Below are 20,815 nucleotides of genomic sequence, written 5' to 3'. Positions count from 1 at the left end.
ACTCTCCTGAAACGCAGCCTGCCTGGGCCGCCAAAATCTGGGCTGGGACTAATGCTGCCGGAAACGACAGCGGTGGCTATGGTCTTCCAACCATAGCCACCGCTGAAGGTATTACGCGGCTACTAGCCCTTGAAACGCGGGAACGCGCTGCGGCCGGCGTAGCGGGCAGCGTCATCGAGTTCCTCTTCGATGCGCAGCAGCTGGTTGTACTTGGCGACGCGCTCGGAGCGGGCCGGGGCGCCGGTCTTGATCTGGCCGGCGTTGGTGGCCACCGAGATGTCGGCGATGGTGGTGTCCTCGGTCTCGCCGGAGCGGTGCGAGGTGATGGTGGTGTAGCCGGCGCGCTGGGCCAGGCTGACGGCGTCAAGGGTTTCGGTCAGGGAACCGATCTGGTTGACCTTGACCAGCAGCGAGTTGGCGGTCCTGGTGTCGATGCCGCGCTGCAGGATGGAGGGGTTGGTGACGAACAGGTCGTCGCCCACCAGCTGGACCTTGTCGCCGATGGCGTCGGTGAGGGTCTTCCAGCCTTCCCAGTCGTTCTCGTCCAGCGGATCCTCGATGGATACCAGCGGGTAGTCCGCAACGAGCTCGGCGTAGTAGGCGCTCATCTCGCTGGCGGACAGGGCCTTGCCCTCGAACTGGTACGCGCCGTCCTTGTAGAACTCGGAGGAGGCGACGTCCAGGGCCAGTGCGATGTCCTTGCCAGGGGTGTAGCCGGCGTTCTTGATGGCTTCGGTGATGAGGTCCAGGGCTGCGCGGTTGGACGGGAGGTTCGGGGCGAAGCCGCCTTCGTCGCCAAGGCCGGTGGACAGGCCCTGCTCCTTGAGCACGGACTTGAGGTTGTGGTAGACCTCGACGCCCCAGCGCAGGCCCTCGGAGAAGGTCTCGGCGCCGATCGGGGCGATCATGAATTCCTGGATGTCGACGTCGGAGTCGGCGTGCGAGCCACCGTTGAGGATGTTCATCAGCGGCACGGGCAGGACGTGCGCGTTGGGGCCGCCGAGGTACTTGTAGAGGGGCAGGTCAGCGGAGGCTGCTGCTGCGTTGGCGACGGCCAGGGAGACGCCGAGGATGGCGTTGGCGCCCAGCTTGCCCTTGTTGGGGGTACCGTCCAGGTCCAGCATGGCCTGGTCGATGCTGCGCTGGTCGGTGGCGTCGAAGCCGGTCAGGGCGGGGGCGATCTGGTCGATCACGGCGTCGACGGCCTTCTGGACACCCTTGCCGAGGTAGCGGCCCTTGTCGCCGTCGCGCAGTTCGACGGCCTCGTGCTCACCGGTGGAAGCGCCGGAGGGAACTGCTGCGCGGCCGATCTGGCCGTCCGAAAGCAGGACCTCGACCTCAACGGTCGGGTTGCCGCGGGAATCGAGGATTTCGCGGGCGTGGATGGCATCGATAAGCGCCATGAATTTGCTCCTTATGGGCGATTAACGGGGGGATGTGGCAGAAAAACTCGACGTACTCGTCACGGACAAGCGTAGTCGAGAGTGGTGCGGGTTACGGAAACCTGTCCAGGCCCCGGCGTCATGATGGTGCGGCGTTGGACTGGTACCGGAGGATGGCGGCCCGCAGTGCGCGCTCGGCGTCCATGCCCGCGTCCCGGGCGGATCGTACGACGGCGAGCAGCAGCCCGCCGAGCTCTTCCTCGCTTTCGGGGACGGGAACCCCCGCGGGCAGCCCGAGCCCGGCGCGCTGGGCCCGGTCCAGGGACTTCTGGGCCCTGGCCAAGGCCGGGAGCGCCTGCGGGATCCCTTCGAAGGGATCTGCCCGGTCCGGTTTCTCGGCCCGCTTGACGGCGTCCCACTTCTGCTCGATCTCCGCAACGGTGGCGGGGAAGCTGTCCTGCAGGGTGCCGTCAGGCCGGAACACGTGCGGGTTGCGGCGGACCATCTTGGCAGCCAGGCCGCTCGCCACGTCGTCGAACGTGAAGGCACCACGCTCCTGGGCGAGCCGGGCATGCAGCACCACTTGGAGCAGGACGTCGCCCAGCTCGCCCTGGAGTTCGGCGTCGGGGTGGCCTTCCTCGATGGTCTCGGCGACTTCGTAGGCTTCCTCGAGGAGGTACTCCACGAGCGAGGCGTGGGTCAACGCGCCCATCCAGGGGCAGTGCTCACGCAATTGGGCGAGGACCGCGACCAGGCGTTCGATGGGTGCCTGGTCAGCCAAGGTTGGCGTAGGAGTCGTTGATGTACTCCACCAGCGCTTCCTTCTCCTCCAGGGGCAGGAAGGAGGCCTCGGCCGCGTTCAGGGTCAGCTCCAGCAGGTCGTCGAGGTCGTAGTCGAAGGTTTCCACCAGCAGGTTGAACTCGTCCGTGAGGGTAACGCCGCTCATCAGCCGGTTGTCGGTGTTGATGGTGACGTTGAAGCCCAGCTGGTAGAGCATGTCCAGCGGGTGGCTTTCGATGCCTTCGCCGAAGCCGGCGATCGCGCCGGTCTGGAGGTTGGAGGACGGGCAGATTTCCAGCGGGATGCCGCGGTCGCGGACCCAGCTGGAGAGGTCGCCGAGGGTCACCAGGCCCACGGTTTCGCCGGCCTCGTCGTCGTCGAATTCCACCATGATGTCCTCGGCGATGCGGACGCCGTGGCCCAGCCTCAGGGCACGGCCGTCCACCAGGGCGGACTGGATGCTCTCCAGGCCTGCCGCTTCACCGGCGTGGACCGTGGCGGGGAAGTTGTGCTGGGCGAGGTAGGTGAAAGCGTCCCGGAACCGGGAAGGCAGGAACCCGTCCTCTGCCCCGGCGATGTCAAAACCGACGGCGCCCTTGTTGCGGTGGCGGACGGCGAGCTCGGCGATTTCCTGGCCGCGGTCCGCATGCCGCATGGCGGTGATGAGCTGGCCGACCTGGATCTCGCGGCCGCTCTCCCCCACAGCCTCGACGCCGGCTTCCAGGCCTTCCTGGACGGCTTCCACCGCTTCGTCGAGGGTGAGCCCCTTCTGGAGGTGCTGCTCCGGCGCCCAGCGCACTTCGCCGTACACCACGCCGTCGTCCGCCAGGTCCTCGACGAATTCCTTGGCCACCCGGAACAGGCCTTCGTGGGTCTGCATGACGGCGACGGTGTGGTCGAACGTCTCCAGGTAGCGCACCAGGGAGCCCGAGTCCGCGGACTCGCGGAACCACTGCCCAAGGGCCACCGGGTCCGTGGAGGGGAGTGTGTGGCCAACGGCCTCGGCCAGTTCGATGATGGTGGCCGGGCGGAGTCCGCCATCCAGGTGGTCGTGAAGGGAAACCTTGGGAAGGTTCTTCAGGTCAAAATCGATGGCAGGGGCGGCGTCAACAATAGGCTCAGTCACGTTCCCACCTTAGGGTGGGCCGGTGTCCAAAGCCAGCCGTCCGAGCCAGCCGCTAGCTGGCGGTGGGGCCGGCCTCGGCGGAGGGCACCACCAGCGCCACCGTTCCGGAACGGCCATCCTGGCCGCCGCCGGCGGAGGAACCGTCCGCCCATCCGTCCGTGCCGGGGTCTTCGGGGGCGTCATGGCGGCCCAGGCGCTTGTGCCACCAGCGGAGCAGGTGGTCGATGACGACTCCCAGCACGATCGCGAAGACGACGGCGATGCCGGCGCTGAGCAGGGGGTTGTTGTGCAGCCAGGGGAAGGAGCTAGCAAGCAGGCCGATGCCGATGGAGTAGCCCACCCAGGTGAAACAGGCGGCGGCGTCAAGGACGAAGAACCTGCGGTGCGGGAAGCCGGTGCTGCCCGCCACGTAGTTGACTGCCACGCGGCCCCAGGGGATGTAGCGGGCGGTGAAGATCAGCACGGCACCGCGTTTGTCCAGTTCGTACCGGGCCCAGCCGAAGACTTTGCGGACTTTGGGGCGGCGCATCCAGCCCCAGCGTTCGAGTCCGATCTTCCGGCCGAGCATGTAGGCCATGTTGTCACCGCAGATGGCGCCGACCAGAGCCGTGAGGCCCAGGAGCCAAAGATTGGGCTCTCCACTGTGCCGCGAGAAGGCCGCGAGTGCCACGATGAGGGTCTCGCTGGGGACCACCATGGCGAAGCCGTCCACGAAGAAGAACAGCAACAGCACGGGGTAAATCCACCACTGGCCCGCTGCATGGAGCACGGCCTCATTAATAAACTCCACGCAGTGTTGCTCCTGTACCAAAATGACACAGCCAATGTGTCACAGCCATAGCGGAAAATCGTTCCTAAGTGTCCCATGCGGGAGGCGCAGTGCGCTACGCCTTTAATGTTCGGAACGACGCGTTAAACGCCTTGGTCAGGTCCCTGGTTCCCGGATCCGTTCCACCACGTTGGGATTGCCCCGGAATTTGTTGATCGCCAGGTCCACCACGATGCCGAGCGCCACGGCGCAAACAATGGCAATTGCGGCACCGAGGAGGTGGTTGTCTTCGAACCACTGGCCAAAGAAAAGTCCGATCGCGACCGAGTAAGTGGCCCACAGGGTGGCAGAGAGGACGGTCAACCCGACGAACCGCAGATGGGGGTAGTGGGTACCGCCTGCGGTCAGGTTCACCGCCACCCGGCCGATCGGCACGAACCGGGCCACCAGGATCAGCGAGGCCGGCCGTTTCCGCAGCTCCCGTCCGGCCCAGCGGAAGGCGCTCTGCATCCGCGGCCCGCGCATCCACGCCCACCTGCTGGTGCCCACGCGGCGCCCCAGCAGGTAGGCAATGTTGTCCCCGGCGAAGGCACCGCCGGCCGCCACGAGTGCCAGGATCCAGGGGTTGGGAACATCGGCGGTGGCGGCCACGGCAGCAAGGCCCACCACCACGGATTCGCTGGGGACCGGCGGGAAGAAGCCGTCAATGACGCAGCAGGCCAGCACCAGGACCAGCACCCACGGCTGGCCGGCGGCGGCGAGGATGAAGTCATTGATGGCCTGCATGGGTACCTATGCTATGCGGTCGATAATGAGCTGCTGGGCGGGCCGCGACCCTTCCGGGGCGATGACCACCGCGTGCTCCAGCGCCTCCCTGGCGCGGGCGAAACGTTCCGGGGTATCCGTCAGCAGCGTCATCAGCGGCTCGCCGGCCCGGACAGTGGCCCCGGGCTTGGCGTGCATGCGCACGCCGGCCGCTGCCTGCACGGAATCCTCCTTGCGGGCCCGGCCGGCACCGAGCCGCCAGGCGGCCACGCCCACGGCGAGTGCATCCAGTTCCACCAGCACGCCGTCGGCGGGGGCGTAGACGACGTCGGATTCCCTGGCGACGGGCAGCGCGGCGCGGGGGTCGCCGCCCTGGGCCGAGATCATCCTGTTCCACACGTCCATCGCCCGGCCGTCCTTCAGTGCCGCGGCGGGGTCGGCGTCGTGCACTCCTGCACACGCGAGCATCTCTTCGGCGAGCCGGACGGTCAGTTCGACGACGTCTTCCGGGCCGCCGCCGGCCAGCACCTCCACCGATTCCTCCACCTCGATGGCATTGCCTGCCGTGAGGCCCAGCGGGGTGTCCATATTGGTGAGCAGTGCGACGGTGTTGACGCCCGCGTCCTTGCCCAGGGCCACCATGGTTTCGGCCAGCTCCCGTGCCTTGGCTTCGTCCTTCATGAAGGCGCCGCTGCCCACCTTGACATCCAGGACCAGCGATCCGGTGCCCTCGGCGATCTTCTTGCTCATGATCGAGGAGGCGATCAGCGGGATGGCCTCGACGGTTCCGGTGACGTCGCGCAGCGCGTAGAGCTTCTTGTCCGCGGGTGCCAGGCCCGCACCGGCGGCGCAGATGACGGCGCCCACGTCCTGAAGCTGGGCGAGGATTTCCTCGTTGCTGAGGTTTGCGCGCCAGCCGGGGATGGATTCCAGTTTGTCGAGCGTGCCGCCGGTGTGGCCAAGGCCCCGGCCGGACAGCTGCGGGACGGCGACGCCGAACACGGCCACCAGGGGTGCCAGCGGCAGCGTGATTTTGTCCCCCACCCCGCCGGTGGAGTGCTTGTCCGAGGTGTACTTGAGCCCGCCGTCAGGGCGGCGAAGGCTGGAGAAATCCATGCGCTCCCCGGACGCGATCATCGCAGCGGTCCAGCGGGCAATTTCCACCCGGTCCATGCCGTTGAGCAGGATGGCCATGTTGAGGGCCGCCATCTGCTCGTCCGCGATCGCTCCGCGGGTGTACGCGTCAATGGTCCAGTCGATCTGGTCGGGGCTCAGCGTGCCTTTGTCGCGCTTGATGCGGATGATGTCCACGGCGTCGAACGCCTCGGCCTTGTTGTCGGTCACGGGGTTTCCTCCAGGTGGTGGGGGCCAAAGGCGTCGGGCAACATCTGGTCCATTGTCTTGATGCCACGGCTGGTCATCAGCTGCATGTCCGGCGCATGGAACTCATACAGCAGTTGCCGGCACCGGCCGCAGGGGACCAGGACGTTGCCCGCGCCGTCCACGCAATAAAAGGCGCGCAGGAGCCCGCCGCCGGTCATGTTCAGGTTTCCCACCAGGACGCATTCGGCGCACAGGGTCAGGCCGTAGCTGGCGTTTTCCACGTTGCAGCCGCTGACGATCCGGCCGTCCGCGGTGAGGGCCGCAGCCCCCACGGGGAATTTCGAATACGGGGCGTAGGCACTTTTCATCGCTGCGACGGCGGCTGCCTCCAGCGCCGGCCAGTCCACAGGCTGCGGGGTGTCCACGCCGGTCAGCCCTTCACGTAGGGAATGCCGCTTGCCGCCGGCCCCCTGGATTTGCCGACGAGTCCGGCTACCGCAAGCACGGTGACCAGGTAGGGCAGCATGGCCATGAACTGGCTGGGCACCGGGGTGCCGATGATGGTCACGATGCTCTGCAGGTTGTCCGCGAAGCCGAACAGGAGAGCGGCGAAGAAAGCTCCGATCGGGTTCCAGCGACCAAAGATGAGCGCCGCGAGGGCGATGAATCCTCGGCCGCCGGAAATTTCCTTGGTGAAGCTGTCGATCGCCACCAGGGTGAAGAACGAGCCGCCGATGCCGGCAACTGCACCGCCAAGGGTGACATTCCAGAACCGGGTGAGGTTGACGTTGATGCCAAGGGTGTCCGCCGCCTGCGGGTGCTCCCCCACGGCCCGGACCCGCAGGCCCCACCGGGTCTTGAACAGGCCCACCCAAACGACGGCGACAGCGATGTACATGAGGTAGCCCACCAGCGACTGGCGGAACAGGATGGGGCCGATGACGGGGATGCCGGACAGCACCGGGATGTCGATGACGTCCAGGCCCGGCGGGGAGTTGAACTGGGCCTTGTTGGCCTGCATCACCGTGCTGAACAGGAAGCCGGTGACGCCCGAAACCAGCACGTTCAGGACGACACCCACGATGATCTGGTTGACCAGGTATTTGATGCTGAACAGGGCCAGCACCATGGAGACGACGGCGCCGGCAACGGCAGCTGCGACCAGGCCGATGAAGGGATTCCTGGTCATGCTGGCCACAATGGCGGCCGTGAACGCGCCGCCCAGAAGCTGCCCCTCGATGGCGATGTTGACCACACCCACGCGTTCGCACAGGACACCGGAGAGGGACCCGAACACGAGCGGGACGGCGAGGGTGACGGACCCGGCGATCAGGCCCGCCAGCGAGATGGCCGGGGTGCGGGCCCCGCCCACCACCCAAATCAGGAACGCGGCGACGAAAAGGACGATGAAGGTTACCGTCAGCCAGCCCGGGGCCGGTCGGTTTTTGAGCTTCAGGTAGACCGCGTAGGCGGCCAGCGCCAGCAGGAGCACGGACAGCACGATGCCGCCGGCAGCCGCGTTGATTTCCACTGCGGGCAGCTGGAAGAAGTCGCTTCCGGTGGAGATGCCGAAGCTGGCGGTCTGGTTGGGGGCCAGGAAGCCGAAGAACACCAGCGATATGACGGCGAACACGGCCAGCAGGACCGGCGTTTTCCAACCTACCGGCTTCGCGGACAGCGGCGTGGCGGATGAACCTGCGGTGGTGCCGCCGCCTTGCGGGTTGCCCGGCCGGGGCGAGGAAACTGTTGTGCTCATGCTGCACCTCCGGTAGTGGCTGCCTGCTTGGACCTGGCGGTGCGCGCGGGCTTCCGGCGCCGGGGGTTGAGTCCGAACACCGCGCGTACCAGCGGCGGAGCGGCGATGAACAGGACAATCAGGGACTGGACCACCAGGACGATGTCGATCGGAGTGCCGGTCTGGATCTGCATCTGGACCGCGCCGGCGCGGAAGGCACCGAACAGCAGGCCGGCGGCAAAGGTGCCCCACGGCGTCGAACGTCCCAGCAAGGCGACCGTGATGGCGTCGAACCCGTAGGTGGCGGCGACGCCGTCGGTGAGGACCTTCTCGGTGCCTGCCACCTGGGCCACGCCGGACATGCCGGCGAGGGCACCGGCGAGGGCCATGACGAGGATGGTTGCGCGGGACACGTTGATGCCGGCAGTCTGGGCTGCCTTCGGGTTGGCCCCCACGGCGCGGAACTCGAAGCCCACGGTGGACCGGTTGAGGATCCACCACACCAGGAGGGTGGCGCCGATGGCGAGGATGAAGCCGAGGTGCAGCCGGTATTGGGTGCCAAGGATCTGCGGGTACACGGCGCTGGGGTCCAGGATCGGGGAGATCGGGTTCGACTCCCCCGGACGCTGGAACGCCGGGGTGTTCAGCAGGTAACGCAGGAAATAGAGCGCAATGTAGTTGAACATGATGGTCAGGATCACCTCATGGGCGCCGGTCCGGGCCTTCAGCAGGCCAACCAGCCCGCCCCAGAACGCGCCGCCCACGATGCCGGCGACGAGCACCAGGAGCAGGTGCAGGCCCATCGGCAGGTGGAGCGCGAAGCCCACCCAGGCGGCCAGGACGCCTGCGACGATGATCTGGCCCTGGGCGCCAATGTTGAACAGCCCTGCCCGGAATGCCAGCGCCACGCCCAGGCCGGCAGTGATGAGCGGCGTGGCGATGGTCAGCGTCTCCATGAACGGGGCGAACTGCGCGGCCGCGCTGCTGCCGCGGGGGTTGAACGCCGAGCCCTGGAAGAGGGCGATGTACGAGCGGGTGGCCGCGTTCCACACCGCCGTGAAGAAGTCCGACGGGCGGGCGAAGAAGTAGGTGGAGGTGGTGGCGACCTGTTTGTCGGTGGTGGCAATCAGCAGGCCGCCGATAACCAGGGCCAGCAGTACCGCCAGGACCGAGACCATCCCGCTTCCGGTGAAGATCCTGCGGAGCAGGGTGTCCGGGCCGCCGGGCAGCTTCCCGCTTTGGGCTGTTGCCGGTACCGCGGAGGGTTCCATTACTCCGCCGGCCGTATCAACGGAGACGACGGCGGCCGTTTCCTCCTCGGCCAGGCTGGTGCGGTGGGCGGTGCCGTGGTGTTTGTCGGCGGCGCCGGGGCTCTCTGCGGCGTGCTTGGGGGGATGCTGCTCAGGCATGGTCGGCTCCCTCGGCGTTGGTGGCGGGTGCCGGACTGGTGCCGGCTTGTGGGGTGGGTGCGTGTTCCTCCGGCGGGATGCCCGCCATCATCAGGCCGAGGACGTCGCGGCTGGTGCCGGCGGGGACGGTGCCCACCAGTTTGCCCTTGTAGAGCACCGCGATCCGGTCTGCCAGCTCCATGACTTCGTCCAGTTCGGTGGAAATGATCATCACCGGTGTCCCCTGGTCACGCTCGGCGACGATTCGCCGGTGCAGGAACTCGATGGAGCCGACATCCACACCGCGGGTGGGCTGGGACGCGATGAAAAGGCGCAGCGGGCGCGAGAGCTCGCGGGCCATGACCAGTTTTTGCTGGTTGCCGCCGGAGAGCGTACCTGCCGCGGCCGCTGCCGACGGGGTGCGGACGTCGAACTCGCCGATGCGGGCCTTGGCATTCTCCATGACCTTTGCGGGGCTCATGCTGATGCCCTTGGCGAAGGGCGCTTTGTCGTACAGATCGAGGATCAGGTTTTCGGCGACGGAAAAGGTGCCCACCAGGCCGTCCACCTTGCGGTCTTCGGGGACGAATCCGACGCCGGCCTCCAGGACTTCCTTGACCGAACGGCCCAGCAGTTCCTTTCCGTCCAGGACGATCGAACCGGTGACCCGGTCCTGCAGGCCCAGAATGGCCTCGGTGAGTTCAGTCTGGCCATTGCCCTGGACCCCAGCCACCGCCAGGATCTCGCCGCGCCGGATCTGGAAGCTGAGGTGGTCAACCACGTGCTGGCCGTTGGCGGCGATGACGGTGAGGTCCCGGACTTCGAAGGTCGTTTCCCGGGGCTGGGCCGGAGCCTTGTCCAGGTTCAGGCTGACGGCGCGGCCCACCATCATCGAGGCCAGCTCTGTGGTGGAAGCCGCGGGATCGGCGGTGCCCACCACCTTGCCGCGCCGGATGACGGTGATGGTGTCCGAAACTTCCTTCACCTCACGCAGCTTGTGCGAGATGAACACGATGGACGTGCCGCCGGATTTGAGCTGGCGCATGATGTCCAGGAGTTCGTCTGTCTCCTGCGGCGTCAGGACGGCGGTAGGTTCGTCGAGGATCAGGACCCTGGCGTTGCGGACCAGGGCTTTGATGATTTCCACCCGCTGCTGGACGCCGACCGGCAGGTCCTCCACCAGCGCGTCGGGGTCGACGTCGAAGCCGTACTGGTCCGAAATCTCCCGGATCCGGCGCCGTGTCTGGTCCAGGTCCAGGAACCCGGCGGCCTTCGTGGGTTCGGCGCCGAGCGCAACGTTCTCCGCCACGGTGAAAACCGGCACCAGCATGAAGTGCTGGTGCACCATGCCGATACCCGCTGCCATGGCATCGCCGGGACCGCGGAAGGTGACGGGTTTGTCATCAAGCAGGATCTCGCCGTCGGACGGCTCGTACAGCCCGTACAGCACGTTCATCAGGGTGGACTTGCCTGCCCCGTTTTCACCGAGCAGGCAGTGGATCTGTCCGGGCTCAACCACCACGTCGATGTGGTCGTTGGCCAGCAGCGTGCCGAAGCGTTTGGTGATCCCTCGAAGTTCAAGTTTCAAAACTGACGACCAATCTCGAAGCGTCCGGTGATCAACCGGACGGGATATGTGGCTGCAGCACCAGCCTAGTGGGTGCAGTCGGAGGTTGGGCCGGTCCCATGCGGTAAATGGGCGGCCAGCAAAAAGCGCCACCGGCCGGCCAGTGGGTGGGGGTCCGGCGGTGGCGCTTCCTGGCGGGTCAGGCCTTCGGGCTTGCTGCGGACTCGACCTTCAGCTTGCCGTCGACGATGTCCTTCTTGATCTGCTCGAGCTCGGATTTGAGGTCTGCGGGAACCTGGGAGTCCAGCCCGTGGAAAGGCGCCAGCTTCACGCCGTCATTGGCGAGGGTGCCCACGTACGGGGTGTTGTTGAACTTGCCGTCCTTGTCCTCGGTGACCACGGTTTCCACGGCCTCGCCCATCTGCTTCATCACGGAGGACAGCATGATGTCCTTGTAGTCCGGGGCCGTCAGGTAACCGTCGGAGTCAACCCAGATGAGCTTGACGTCCTTGCCTGCCGCCTTGGCTTCGTTGAGCGCCGCACCCGCACCCTTGCCCACGGGACCCGCCACGGGCATGACGATGTCGGCGCCCTGGTCCAGGAAGTTCTTGGTCAGCTGCTTGCCAACATCCTGCTTCTCGAAGTCGCCGGTGAAGCTGCCGTCCTGCGCGTCCTTGTTCCAGCCGAGCAGCTTGACGTTCTTGCCCTTCTGCTGGTTGTAGTACTTCACGCCGTCGGCGTAGCCGTCCATGAAGATCGTCACGGTGGGGATCTTGATGCCGCCGAAGGTGGCCACGGTGCCGGTCTTGGTGGTTCCTGCGGCGAGGTAGCCGGCCAGGAACGCGGCCTGCGCGGTGTCGTAGATGATGGGCTTGACGTTGCTGATCGGCTTGTCGTAGCCGAAGTCGATGATGGCGAAGTGCTTGTCCGGGTTGGCGGTGGCCTGGGCCTTGGTGGCGTCACCGAGCAGGAAGCCGACCGTGATGGTCAGGTTGCAACCGGCGGTGACCATCGCCCGCAGGTTGGGCTCGAAGTCGTTGTTTGTCTTCGACTCCACCTGGTTGACCTTGATGCCCAGGTCCTTTTCGGTCTTCTTCAGGCCCTCATAGGAGGACTGGTTGAAGGACTGGTCGTCGAACCCACCGGAGTCGGAGACGATGCAGCCGGTGTAGTCGCTGGCACCGGCGGACTGTGTGCTGCCGGCTTCGGGGGCGGCACCGCAGGCGGTGAGCACAAGCGCGGACGCACCGAGGGTGGCCACACCGGCCATTGAACCGCGCTTGAAGCTGGCACGCAGTGATTTCTTCAATTTTCCTCCAGGGATGATGCGAGTGGCGCTACGGGCTGGAATTCAATGAGTGTCCATTTCGGCGCTGAAATTCTGTTTTCACTGAAGGCACGCAGCACTGCGCCGGAGCGCACTGATGGCATTACTTTAGTGGCCTGCGCCACGTGCCAATAGCACGCCGGAAGCCGTTCCCGGAGATTGTTTACAAGTTGTTACCAAGCAGTAGGGGCGCCCTTGCGGGCGCCCCTACTGCTTCCGGACGGTGGTGCGGAGCTACAGCCGCACCAGCATTTTGCCCGTGTTGGCGCCGTCCAGGAGGTCGATAAAGGCCTGCGGCGCGTTTTCGAGCCCGTCAACGATCGTCTCGTCATACTGGACGGTGCCGTCGGCCAGCCAGCCGGCCATCTTCCCGGCGAACTCCGCCGCGTGCTGCCGCTGCCCGCCCACCAGGAAGCCGCGGAGGGTCAGCTGCTTGCCGATCGCCTGCATGAGGTTGTGCGGCGCGGGGGTGGGTTCGGTGGAGTTGTACTGGGCGATGGCGCCGCACATGGCCACCCGGCCGCCGACGTTGAGGACGGACAACGCTGCCTCCAGGTGGTCTCCGCCCACGTTGTCGAAGTAGACATCGATGCCGTCGCTGCCTGCGGCCTCCTGCAGCTGCACCACGACGGGGGCGTCGTGATAGTCGAAGGCAGCGTCGAAGCCGAGCTCCAGGAGGCGGGCCACCTTGGCCGGCGAGCCGGCGGAACCGATGACGCGCGAGGCACCCATGGCCTTGGCAATCTGGCCCACGAGTGATCCCACGGCACCCGCAGCGCCGGACACGAACACGGCGTCGCCGGGCTTGAATTCGGCAACCTTCAACAGGCCGGCGTAGGCCGTGAGGCCGGTCATGCCCAAGGCGCCAAGGAACGCCGAGGCAGGCGCCAGGTCCGTGCGGGCAGCGGTAGCAACCTCGCCGCTGACCACGGAGTATTCCCGCCAGCCCAGCGGATGCACGACGACGTCCCCTTCCTTGTGTGCGGCGGAACGGGACGCGATCACCTCACCTACCGCACCGCCGTCGAGCGCTTTCCCCAGGGCGAAAGGCGCTGAATAGGACTTCACGTCCTTCATCCGGCCACGCATGTACGGGTCGACGGACATGAAGAGGTTGCGGACCAGGAGCTGGCCGTCTTCGAGCGCGGGCAGCCGGGACTCGGCGAGCTGGAAGTTGTCGCTGGAGGGGCGGCCCACCGGCCGGGAGGCGAGCCGGATTTCGCGGGTGGTGTCGGGAAGAACCGTACTCATGCTGCATACTCCAGGATCTTGAGGTCGACGTTGATGTTGCCACGGGTGGCGTTCGAATAGGGGCACACCTGGTGCGCCTTGGCCACGAGATCCTCTGCGGCAGCGAGGCTGAGCGCGGGCAGGGCGATTTCAAGTTCGGCGGCCAGTCCAAAGCCGGTGCCGCCGTCCAACTGGCCGAGGTGGACCTTGGCGGCAACGGCGGAGTCGGTCAGGTCCGCGCCTGCCTTCCGGCCCACCAAGCGGAGGGCTGAGTGGAAGCAGGCAGCATACCCGGCGGCGAACAGCTGTTCGGGGTTAGTGCCCTGGCCGTCTCCACCCAGCTCAACCGGGCTGGCCAAATCCACGGCAAGCCTGCCGTCACTGCTGCGGGCCGTGCCGTCCCGGCCTTCGCCCGAGGCCAGTGCCTCGGCGGTGTAGAGGGTCTTCACAGAAATTTCCGTCCTGTTGTTGGGTTTGTTCTGTTGCGGGTTCGTTAGTGGCGCGGGCGCGCTCACAGGGAATCGTGGAGGGCAGCGGTGAGCTTGCCCAGGGTGCTGCGCAGTTGCTCAAGCTCGTCAAGGGAAAGCCCGGCGGCGTCGGCCAGCCGCTGCGGGATGGCAGCCGCAGGGCCGCTGAGGCTGCGACCCGCCGGCGTGAGGTGGACGGCGACGCGGCGCTCGTCCTCCCCCGACCTCTTCCTCTCCACGAAGCCAAGGGCCTCCAGGCGCTTGAGCAGGGGTGACAGGGTGCCCGAGTCCAGGCCGAGTTCATCGCCAAGCTCCTTGACGCCCCGGGGCTCGCTTTCCCACAGGACCAGCATGACGAGGTACTGGGGATAGGTCAGGCCGAGCTCATCCAACACCGGTCGGTAGACCGCGGTGGCGGCACGGGAGGCCGAGTACAGCGCAAAACACACTTGCCGGTCGAGGCGGGGAGCTTCAGTCACGGTAATAACCGTAGTACGCAATTCAGTTGTGCACAACTTACCTTGGATGGCGCACCCATTTCGGGGATGGCATGGGGCGCAGTGGAATCAGGGCTCCGTGCGCAGGGACTGTCCCTGCGCGGCCAGCCCGCGCTTCGCTGCGCAGCCGGGCACGACGGCGGAGCGCGCCGGGGTTGCTAGAGGTCGCGGATGGTACGCAGTGCGGCAGCGGTCAGGACCCGGATGCCCAGGCCCAGCGCGCGTTCGTCCACAATGTAGTCGCCGCGGTGGAGGTCGTAGTCCTCGCCGCCGGGCGTTTTGGTCCCCAGGCGCATCATGGCGCCGGGAAGTTCCGCCAGGAACCAGGCGAAGTCCTCGCCGCCCATGGACTGCGGCGTCAGCACCACCGCGCTCTCGCCGATCTCGGCACGCGCCGAGGCTTCGATAAGGGCCGTCTCATGCTCGGAGTTGACCACGGGCGGCACTCCCCTGGTGTGCTCCAGGTGGACGTCCACCCCGTACGGGGCAGCCACCTGGTGCACCACCTCGTCGAGGAGTTCCCCCGCGGCATGCCACGCGTCCCGGTCCAGGCAGCGCATGGTCCCGGCCATGTAGCCCGTGCCGGGAATGGCATTAGGCGCCGAACCGGCCGTGATTTGCCCCCACACCACGGACACGCCGCTGCGGACATCCACGCGGCGGGACAGCACGGCGGGGACGTTAACCGCGATTTGGGCCAGTGCGAACACCAGGTCCTCGGTGAGGTGCGGGCGCGACGTGTGGCCACCGCGGCCGGACAGCTCAATGCGGATGGTGTCCGAGGCGGAGGTGATGGCGCCGATGCGCGTCCCGATCTTCCCCACTTCGATCCGGGGGTCGCAGTGCAGGGCCATGATCCTCGGCACGCCGTCCAGGACGCCTTGCTCAATGCAGGCGTGCGCACCGCCGGGCATGGTCTCCTCGGCCGGCTGGAAAATGATGCGGACCCGCCCGCCGAGGGGGCTTTCCTGGTGCATCCGGTGCAGGACCAGGGCAATGCCCAGCATGGTGGTGGTGTGGACGTCATGGCCGCAGGCGTGGGTGACGCCATGGTTCCGGGAGGCGAAGGCCAACCCGGTCTCTTCGATAATGGGAAGGGCGTCGATATCGCCACGCAGCGCGGTGGCAATGGGACCCTCCCCCACATCGACCGTGAGTCCAGTGCCCTCAAGCCGGCGGGGATGCAGGCCAGCGGCTTCGAGCCGCTCGGCCAGCTTGTCCGTGGTGCGGAACTCCTTGAAGGACAGCTCCGGATGCGCGTGGAGGTCCCGGCGGAATTCGATCAGTTCCGGCAGGAGCGGCTCGAGCCAGGGAGCCACCAGGGCGGTGGGCTCGGCTTCAGTAGTGTAGTTGCGCACTGCTTCACTCTAGCGAGCGTGGCCGCAATAGGAGCCATTCCCGGACGTCCCGTTACATCCGGTTTCCTGCCGGCACTGCCCGCGCCGGCAGGAAACGGTCAGAGGACGTCCGTGTCGCCGCTGGCCTTGAGGGCGTCAACAGCAGCCTTGACACGCTGCGAATTGGCCATGGTGGTCACCAGCAGGGCGTCCGGAGTGTCCACGATGACGACGTCTTCGATCCCGATCAGGGCGATGACGCGCTTGGTGTCGGTGACGACCACTCCGCTGGAGTTCTCCGTGAACACGCGGGCGCCTTCACCGAGCACGGTGACAGCATCGACTTCCTTGGCACTGTTGAGCCGGCCAACGGAAGCGAAGTCACCGACGTCGTCCCAGCGGAAGGTCCCGGGCACGACGGCGACGTCCCCGGCTTCCGCGGCAGGCTCGGCCACGGCGTAGTCAATGGCGATCTTCGGCAGGGTGGGCCAGACCCGTGCCGTGACCTCATCACGTTCGGGGGTGTCCCATGCCCGCGCAATCTCCTGCAGGCCCTGGAACAGCTGGGGCTGGTTGGCTTCCAGGTGCTTGAGCATCAGCGCAACCGGTGCCACGAACATGCCGGCGTTCCACACGTAGTCACCGCTGTCCACATACTGCTGCGCCACGACCTCATCCGGCTTTTCGACGAACTCGACCACGTCGTGCGCGCTGGGCGCACCGTCTACATGGAGCGCTTTTCCGGAGCGGATGTATCCGAACCCGGTGGAAGGGTGCGTGGGTTTGATGCCGATGGTCACGATCTTGCCTGCCGCGGCAGTGTGGATCGCCTCCCGGACCGCCTGCTGGAAGAGGTGGTCGGGGCTGATGACCTGGTCCGCCGCGAAGGACCCCATGATCGTGTCGGGGTCGCGCTCATGCAGGATGGCTGCCGCAAGGCCGATGGCGGCAGCCGAATCCTTGGGCTCGGATTCCAGGACAAGGTCGGCATCGTGGATCTCGGGAAGCTGCCGGCACACCGCCTCGCGGTGGGCCTGGCCGGTGACGACCAGCATCCGGCTGGCCGCCAGCGGGTGCAGCCGGTCATACGTGGCGCGCAGCAAAGTGCTGCCCGAGCCCGTGAGGTCGTGAAGGAACTTGGGAGCTGCTGCACGTGACAGGGGCCAGAGGCGGGTCCCCACTCCGCCTGCCGGGATCACCGCAACGAAGCGGTCAAGGGGCGATACCGGGCTTGTCACTTTGTCTGTACTCATCACCGCTACTTTAGCCGACGGGCACAACGGCCTCCCTTTGCCACTGCTGCCGGGACACACTGTCGCACGAACGCACCCGCACAGTGTGGCGTTCGTCTCATAAATTCGGAAAATCCGCGCCACTATTGGGCAGCAAGGAACTCCCAAATTGAATAAGCTGTTAGCGGAGCCTAGATTTAGGCCTGAGCTACGAGTGCTCTCGCAGCAGGCGTTCCCCCCGCGTGGATCTCATGCCAGCGCCGCTGTGTTGCAGGGAGGTTTATCAGTGCCGACAAAACCAGCTGGCACCTTGTACCGCGGCCGTGAAGGCATGTGGTCCTGGGTAGGACACCGCATTACCGGTGTAGTGATCTTTTTCTTCTTGTTGGTCCACGTTCTGGACACCTCCTTGGTGCGTGTGTCACCCGAGGCCTACACCGCTGTAATCGGTGCATACAAGAATCCCCTGATGGCGCTGGGCGAGACCGGCCTCGTTGCCGCCATCGTGTTCCACGCCTTCAACGGCCTGCGGATCATTGCGGTCGACTTCTGGAAGAAGGGCGCCAAGTACCAGCGGCAGATGCTGTGGGCAGTGCTGGCCCTCTGGATCGTGACCATGGTCGCCTTCTCCATCCGCCACCTGTCCCTCGCCCTCGGAGGTCACTAAGCCATGACTGCAACGATCGAGAGCCCCCGCAGCGGGCGGATCGCGCCCCAGTACCGCCGCAGCGGTGGTTCCAAGGGCAACTTCGAGATGATCGCCTGGCTGTTCATGCGCCTGTCAGGCGTGGTCCTGGTGGTCCTCATCTTCGGCCACCTCTTTGTGAACCTGATGGTGGGCGAAGGCATCCACGCCATCGACTTCGGCTTCGTGGCCGGCAAGTGGGCGGACCCGTTCTGGCAGTTCTGGGACCTTGCCATGCTGTGGCTGGCCATGCTGCACGGCACCAACGGCGTGCGGACCATCATCAACGACTACGCCGAGAAGTCTTCAACCCGCCGTTGGCTGAAGACCGTTCTCTACGCAGCCGCCGTGGTCATCATCCTCCTGGGCACCCTGGTCATCTTTACCTTCAACCCCTGCCCCGTCGTCGACGGTGTTGCCCTTCCGGGTGGATTCTGCCCGGCCTAGCACTGGCACAACCCCGGGCCCGCGGGCATTCCCGCGGGCCCTGTTTTGCGGAGCAGGCAACGCCGCCCCGTTGTTTTATTGCGAATTTTGAGAGAAAGAGCGTCTGGTATGCAGGTCCATAAGTACGACGTCGTCATCGTCGGTGCCGGTGGCGCTGGCATGCGCGCCGCGATCGAGTCCGGTCAGCGCGCGCGCACAGCAGTACTGACCAAGCTCTACCCCACCCGCTCGCACACCGGTGCGGCGCAGGGTGGCATGTGTGCAGCCCTGGCCAACGTCGAGGAAGACAACTGGGAATGGCACACGTTCGACACCGTTAAGGGCGGCGACTACCTGGTGGACCAGGACGCCGCCGAGGTCATGGCCAAGGAAGCCATCGACGCCGTGCTGGACCTGGAAAAGATGGGCCTGCCGTTCAACCGCACGCCCGAAGGCCGCATCGACCAGCGCCGCTTCGGCGGCCACACCCGGGACCACGGCAAGGCACCGGTCCGCCGGGCGTGCTACGCCGCGGACCGCACGGGTCACATGATCCTGCAGACCCTGTACCAAAACTGCGTCAAGCACAACGTTGAGTTCTACAACGAGTACTACGTCCTGGACCTGCTGACGGTCGAAGAGGATGCTGTCCGTGAAGACGGCACCCCCTACAAGCAGAAGCGCGTGGCCGGCGTCGTGTCCTACGACCTCGCCTCCGGCGAACTGCACGTATTCCAGGCCAAGTCCGTGGTGTTCGCTTCCGGCGGCGCGGGCAAGGTGTTCAAGACCACCTCCAACGCGCACACCCTGACCGGTGACGGCATGGGCATCGCCTTCCGCCGGGGCATCCCGCTGGAGGACATGGAGTTCTTCCAGTTCCACCCGACCGGCTTGGCCGGCCTGGGCATCCTGCTCTCCGAAGCCGCCCGCGGTGAAGGCGCCATCCTGCGCAACTCCGAGGGTGAGCGGTTCATGGAGCGCTACGCCCCCACCATCAAGGACCTGGCGCCCCGCGACATCGTGGCACGCTCCATGGCCAACGAAGTCCGCGAAGGCCGCGGCTGCGGCCCGAACAAGGACTACGTCCTCCTCGACCTGACCCACCTGGAACCGGCGCACATCGACGCCAAGCTTCCGGACATCACCGAGTTCGCCCGCACCTACCTGGGCGTGGAACCGTACACCGAGCCCGTCCCGGTGTTCCCCACCGCCCACTACGCCATGGGCGGCATCCCCACGAACATCGAAACCGAAGTCCTCCAGGACAGCAACACCGTTGTTCCCGGCCTCTTCGCGGCCGGTGAAGTGGCCTGCGTTTCGGTCCACGGCTCCAACCGCCTCGGCACCAACTCCCTGCTGGACATCAACGTGTTCGGAAAGCGCGCCGGCATCGCCGCCGCCGAGTACGCCAAGACTGCCCAGTTCGTGGAACTGCCGGAAAACCCCCTGGCCTACACCACCGAACTGCTGGACATTGCCCGCAACGGCACCGGCGACGAGAAGGTGGCGCAGATCCGCAAGGAACTGCAGGACACCATGGACGCCAACATGCAGGTGTTCCGCACGGCGGACACGCTGAACCAGGTGCTGCGCGACATCGCATCCTTCGAGGAGCGGTACAAGCGCATCAACGTCCAGGACAAGGGCAAGCGGTTCAACCTGGACCTGCTGGAGGCCGTTGAGCTTGGCTTCCTGCTGGAACTGGCCAAGGTCATGACCGTGGCCGCCCTGCACCGCGAGGAATCCCGCGGTGGACACTTCCGCGAGGACTTCCCCGAGCGTGACGACGAGAAATTCATGAAGCACTCCATGGCGTACAAGGATGACCACGCGCCGGCGGACGGATCGGCGGAAGCAATCGCCGGAATCCGGCTTGCCACCAAGCCGGTTGTCTTTACCCGCTACGAGCCGATGGTGAGGAAGTACTAAGATGTCCGCTGAAATCGCTGAGCCAGCCTCCAAGGTTGAACTGCCTGCCGGCGTCGGCGGGGGCGGGGAAATCCCCACCTTCGATGTGCACCTGCGGGTCCGCCGCTACAACCCGGAAGTATCCGGGGAAGCTACCTGGGACGACTTCCACCTCACCATGTACGGCACGGACCGTGTCCTGGATGCCCTGCACAAGGTGAAGTGGGAGATGGACGGAAGCCTGTCCTTCCGCCGCTCCTGCGCCCACGGCGTGTGCGGGTCCGACGCCATGCGCATCAACGGCCGCAACCGCCTCGCCTGCAAGACCCTCCTGAAGGACCTGGACACCTCCAAGCCCATCACGGTCGAACCCATCAAGGGCCTGCCGGTGGAGAAGGACCTCATCGTGGACATGGAGCCGTTCTTCCAGTCCTACCGCGAGGTCATGCCGTTCCTGATCAACAAGGGCCACGAGCCCACCCGGGAACGCCTGCAGTCCGCCGAGGACCGTGAGCGCTTCGACGACACCACCAAGTGCATCCTGTGCGCTGCGTGCACGTCCTCCTGCCCGGTGTTCTGGACCGACGGCCAGTACTTCGGCCCCGCCGCCATCGTCAACGCCCACCGCTTCATCTTCGATTCCCGTGATGACGCCGGCGACATGCGGTTGGAAATCCTCAACGACAAGGAAGGCGTGTGGCGCTGCCGCACCACCTTCAACTGCTCCGAAGCATGCCCGCGCGGCATCCAGGTGACCCAGGCCATCGCCGAAGTCAAGCAGGCCATCCTCTCCCGCAAGATCTGACCAAGGATCGCAGCGGACGACGGCGCCCTCCCCCACCCGGGGATGCGGCGCCGTCGTCGTATCCG

20 protein-coding genes are annotated in these 20,815 nt (G+C 66.2%); 4 read left to right on the top strand and 16 right to left on the bottom strand.

The window, feature by feature from the left end; genetic code table 11:
* Positions 1–122: 122 nt before the first annotated feature.
* From eno to AC3IMC_RS06875, 16 genes are all read right to left on the bottom strand, one after another.
* Positions 123–1,403 (bottom strand): phosphopyruvate hydratase, encoded by a 1,281-nt coding sequence (gene eno, locus AC3IMC_RS06950; RefSeq protein WP_490917660.1) that lies wholly within the window; start codon positions 1,401–1,403, stop codon positions 123–125.
* 118 nt (positions 1,404–1,521) lie between these two features.
* A complete protein-coding gene (locus tag AC3IMC_RS06945) occupies positions 1,522–2,094 on the bottom strand; it encodes a MazG nucleotide pyrophosphohydrolase domain-containing protein (RefSeq protein WP_490917715.1) in 573 nt (190 codons plus the stop codon).
* A 61-nt stretch (positions 2,095–2,155) separates the two neighbouring features.
* Positions 2,156–3,289, bottom strand: coding sequence for an adenosine deaminase (locus AC3IMC_RS06940; RefSeq protein WP_221384010.1), 1,134 nt, complete (start codon positions 3,287–3,289; stop codon positions 2,156–2,158).
* Positions 3,290–3,341: 52 nt separating this feature from the next.
* Positions 3,342–4,079, bottom strand: coding sequence for a DedA family protein (locus AC3IMC_RS06935; protein WP_490917659.1), 738 nt, complete (start codon positions 4,077–4,079; stop codon positions 3,342–3,344).
* Between the two features lie 135 nt (positions 4,080–4,214).
* Positions 4,215–4,844, bottom strand: coding sequence for a DedA family protein (locus tag AC3IMC_RS06930; RefSeq protein ID WP_490917658.1), 630 nt, complete (start codon positions 4,842–4,844; stop codon positions 4,215–4,217).
* A gap of 6 nt (positions 4,845–4,850) precedes the next feature.
* Positions 4,851–6,167, bottom strand: a complete 1,317-nt coding sequence (locus tag AC3IMC_RS06925) for a thymidine phosphorylase (protein WP_490917657.1) — start codon at positions 6,165–6,167, stop codon at positions 4,851–4,853.
* The gene (locus AC3IMC_RS06920) at positions 6,164–6,571 is read right to left on the bottom strand and encodes a cytidine deaminase (RefSeq protein WP_490917656.1); all 408 of its coding nucleotides are present in this window, start codon (positions 6,569–6,571) and stop codon (positions 6,164–6,166) included. The genes AC3IMC_RS06925 and AC3IMC_RS06920 overlap by 4 nt, the downstream gene beginning before the upstream one ends.
* A 5-nt stretch (positions 6,572–6,576) precedes the next feature.
* Positions 6,577–7,902 (bottom strand): ABC transporter permease, encoded by a 1,326-nt coding sequence (locus AC3IMC_RS06915; protein WP_490917655.1) that lies wholly within the window; start codon positions 7,900–7,902, stop codon positions 6,577–6,579.
* Positions 7,899–9,290, bottom strand: coding sequence for an ABC transporter permease (locus AC3IMC_RS06910; protein WP_490917654.1), 1,392 nt, complete (start codon positions 9,288–9,290; stop codon positions 7,899–7,901). The genes AC3IMC_RS06915 and AC3IMC_RS06910 overlap by 4 nt, the downstream gene beginning before the upstream one ends.
* The gene (locus AC3IMC_RS06905; RefSeq protein WP_490917653.1) at positions 9,283–10,857 is read right to left on the bottom strand and encodes an ABC transporter ATP-binding protein; all 1,575 of its coding nucleotides are present in this window, start codon (positions 10,855–10,857) and stop codon (positions 9,283–9,285) included. The genes AC3IMC_RS06910 and AC3IMC_RS06905 overlap by 8 nt, the downstream gene beginning before the upstream one ends.
* A 178-nt stretch (positions 10,858–11,035) precedes the next feature.
* The gene (locus tag AC3IMC_RS06900; RefSeq protein ID WP_490917652.1) at positions 11,036–12,145 is read right to left on the bottom strand and encodes a BMP family lipoprotein; all 1,110 of its coding nucleotides are present in this window, start codon (positions 12,143–12,145) and stop codon (positions 11,036–11,038) included.
* 252 nt (positions 12,146–12,397) lie between these two features.
* On the bottom strand, positions 12,398–13,414 hold the full coding sequence (locus tag AC3IMC_RS06895) for an NADP-dependent oxidoreductase (protein WP_490917651.1): 1,017 nt from the start codon (positions 13,412–13,414) through the stop codon (positions 12,398–12,400).
* Positions 13,411–13,842, bottom strand: coding sequence for an organic hydroperoxide resistance protein (locus tag AC3IMC_RS06890; protein ID WP_490917650.1), 432 nt, complete (start codon positions 13,840–13,842; stop codon positions 13,411–13,413). The genes AC3IMC_RS06895 and AC3IMC_RS06890 overlap by 4 nt, the downstream gene beginning before the upstream one ends.
* Positions 13,843–13,904: 62 nt before the next feature.
* Entirely contained in the window at positions 13,905–14,339 is a 435-nt protein-coding gene (locus AC3IMC_RS06885; RefSeq protein WP_490917649.1) for a MarR family winged helix-turn-helix transcriptional regulator, read from the bottom strand.
* Between the two features lie 176 nt (positions 14,340–14,515).
* On the bottom strand, positions 14,516–15,715 hold the full coding sequence (locus tag AC3IMC_RS06880) for an amidohydrolase (protein ID WP_221384020.1): 1,200 nt from the start codon (positions 15,713–15,715) through the stop codon (positions 14,516–14,518).
* Positions 15,716–15,813: 98 nt separating this feature from the next.
* Positions 15,814–16,947 (bottom strand): mannose-1-phosphate guanylyltransferase, encoded by a 1,134-nt coding sequence (locus AC3IMC_RS06875; RefSeq protein ID WP_490917648.1) that lies wholly within the window; start codon positions 16,945–16,947, stop codon positions 15,814–15,816.
* Positions 16,948–17,212: 265 nt separating this feature from the next.
* Between AC3IMC_RS06875 and sdhC the strand changes: the two genes are divergently transcribed.
* The 4 genes from sdhC (at position 17,213) to AC3IMC_RS06855 (ending at position 20,750) form a co-directional block, all read left to right on the top strand.
* Complete coding sequence (gene sdhC / locus AC3IMC_RS06870) at positions 17,213–17,593, top strand: succinate dehydrogenase, cytochrome b556 subunit (RefSeq protein ID WP_221384022.1); 381 nt, start codon at positions 17,213–17,215, stop codon at positions 17,591–17,593.
* 3 nt (positions 17,594–17,596) lie between these two features.
* Positions 17,597–18,058 carry a succinate dehydrogenase hydrophobic membrane anchor subunit gene (locus AC3IMC_RS06865; protein ID WP_221384023.1) on the top strand — a complete coding sequence of 154 codons (462 nt, stop codon included), beginning with the start codon at positions 17,597–17,599 and terminating at the stop codon, positions 18,056–18,058.
* A gap of 108 nt (positions 18,059–18,166) precedes the next feature.
* Complete coding sequence (gene sdhA, locus AC3IMC_RS06860; protein WP_490917647.1) at positions 18,167–19,966, top strand: succinate dehydrogenase flavoprotein subunit; 1,800 nt, start codon at positions 18,167–18,169, stop codon at positions 19,964–19,966.
* Between the two features lies 1 nt (position 19,967).
* A complete protein-coding gene (locus tag AC3IMC_RS06855; RefSeq protein ID WP_221384025.1) occupies positions 19,968–20,750 on the top strand; it encodes a succinate dehydrogenase iron-sulfur subunit in 783 nt (260 codons plus the stop codon).
* The last annotated feature ends 65 nt before the right edge of the window (positions 20,751–20,815 follow it).

The sequence above is a fragment of the Arthrobacter sp. E70 genome (assembly GCF_058266945.1).
Note: the sequence above shows the minus strand (reverse complement) of the source record. Positions and strands in the feature narration are given on the sequence as shown.

What these genes read in the sequence shown, in the direction of transcription:
- AC3IMC_RS06910 (WP_490917654.1), bottom strand. Translation starts at nt 9,290, where the DNA reads ATGCCTGAGCAGCATCCCCCCAAGCACGCCGCAGAGAGCCCCGGCGCC.
- AC3IMC_RS06865 (WP_221384023.1), top strand. Translation starts at nt 17,597, where the DNA reads ATGACTGCAACGATCGAGAGCCCCCGCAGCGGGCGGATCGCGCCCCAG.
- AC3IMC_RS06915 (WP_490917655.1), bottom strand. Translation starts at nt 7,902, where the DNA reads ATGAGCACAACAGTTTCCTCGCCCCGGCCGGGCAACCCGCAAGGCGGC.
- AC3IMC_RS06855 (WP_221384025.1), top strand. Translation starts at nt 19,968, where the DNA reads ATGTCCGCTGAAATCGCTGAGCCAGCCTCCAAGGTTGAACTGCCTGCC.
- AC3IMC_RS06875 (WP_490917648.1), bottom strand. Translation starts at nt 16,947, where the DNA reads ATGAGTACAGACAAAGTGACAAGCCCGGTATCGCCCCTTGACCGCTTC.
- AC3IMC_RS06930 (WP_490917658.1), bottom strand. Translation starts at nt 4,844, where the DNA reads ATGCAGGCCATCAATGACTTCATCCTCGCCGCCGCCGGCCAGCCGTGG.
- AC3IMC_RS06895 (WP_490917651.1), bottom strand. Translation starts at nt 13,414, where the DNA reads ATGAGTACGGTTCTTCCCGACACCACCCGCGAAATCCGGCTCGCCTCC.
- eno (WP_490917660.1), bottom strand. Translation starts at nt 1,403, where the DNA reads ATGGCGCTTATCGATGCCATCCACGCCCGCGAAATCCTCGATTCCCGC.
- AC3IMC_RS06945 (WP_490917715.1), bottom strand. Translation starts at nt 2,094, where the DNA reads ATGGGCGCGTTGACCCACGCCTCGCTCGTGGAGTACCTCCTCGAGGAA.
- sdhA (WP_490917647.1), top strand. Translation starts at nt 18,167, where the DNA reads ATGCAGGTCCATAAGTACGACGTCGTCATCGTCGGTGCCGGTGGCGCT.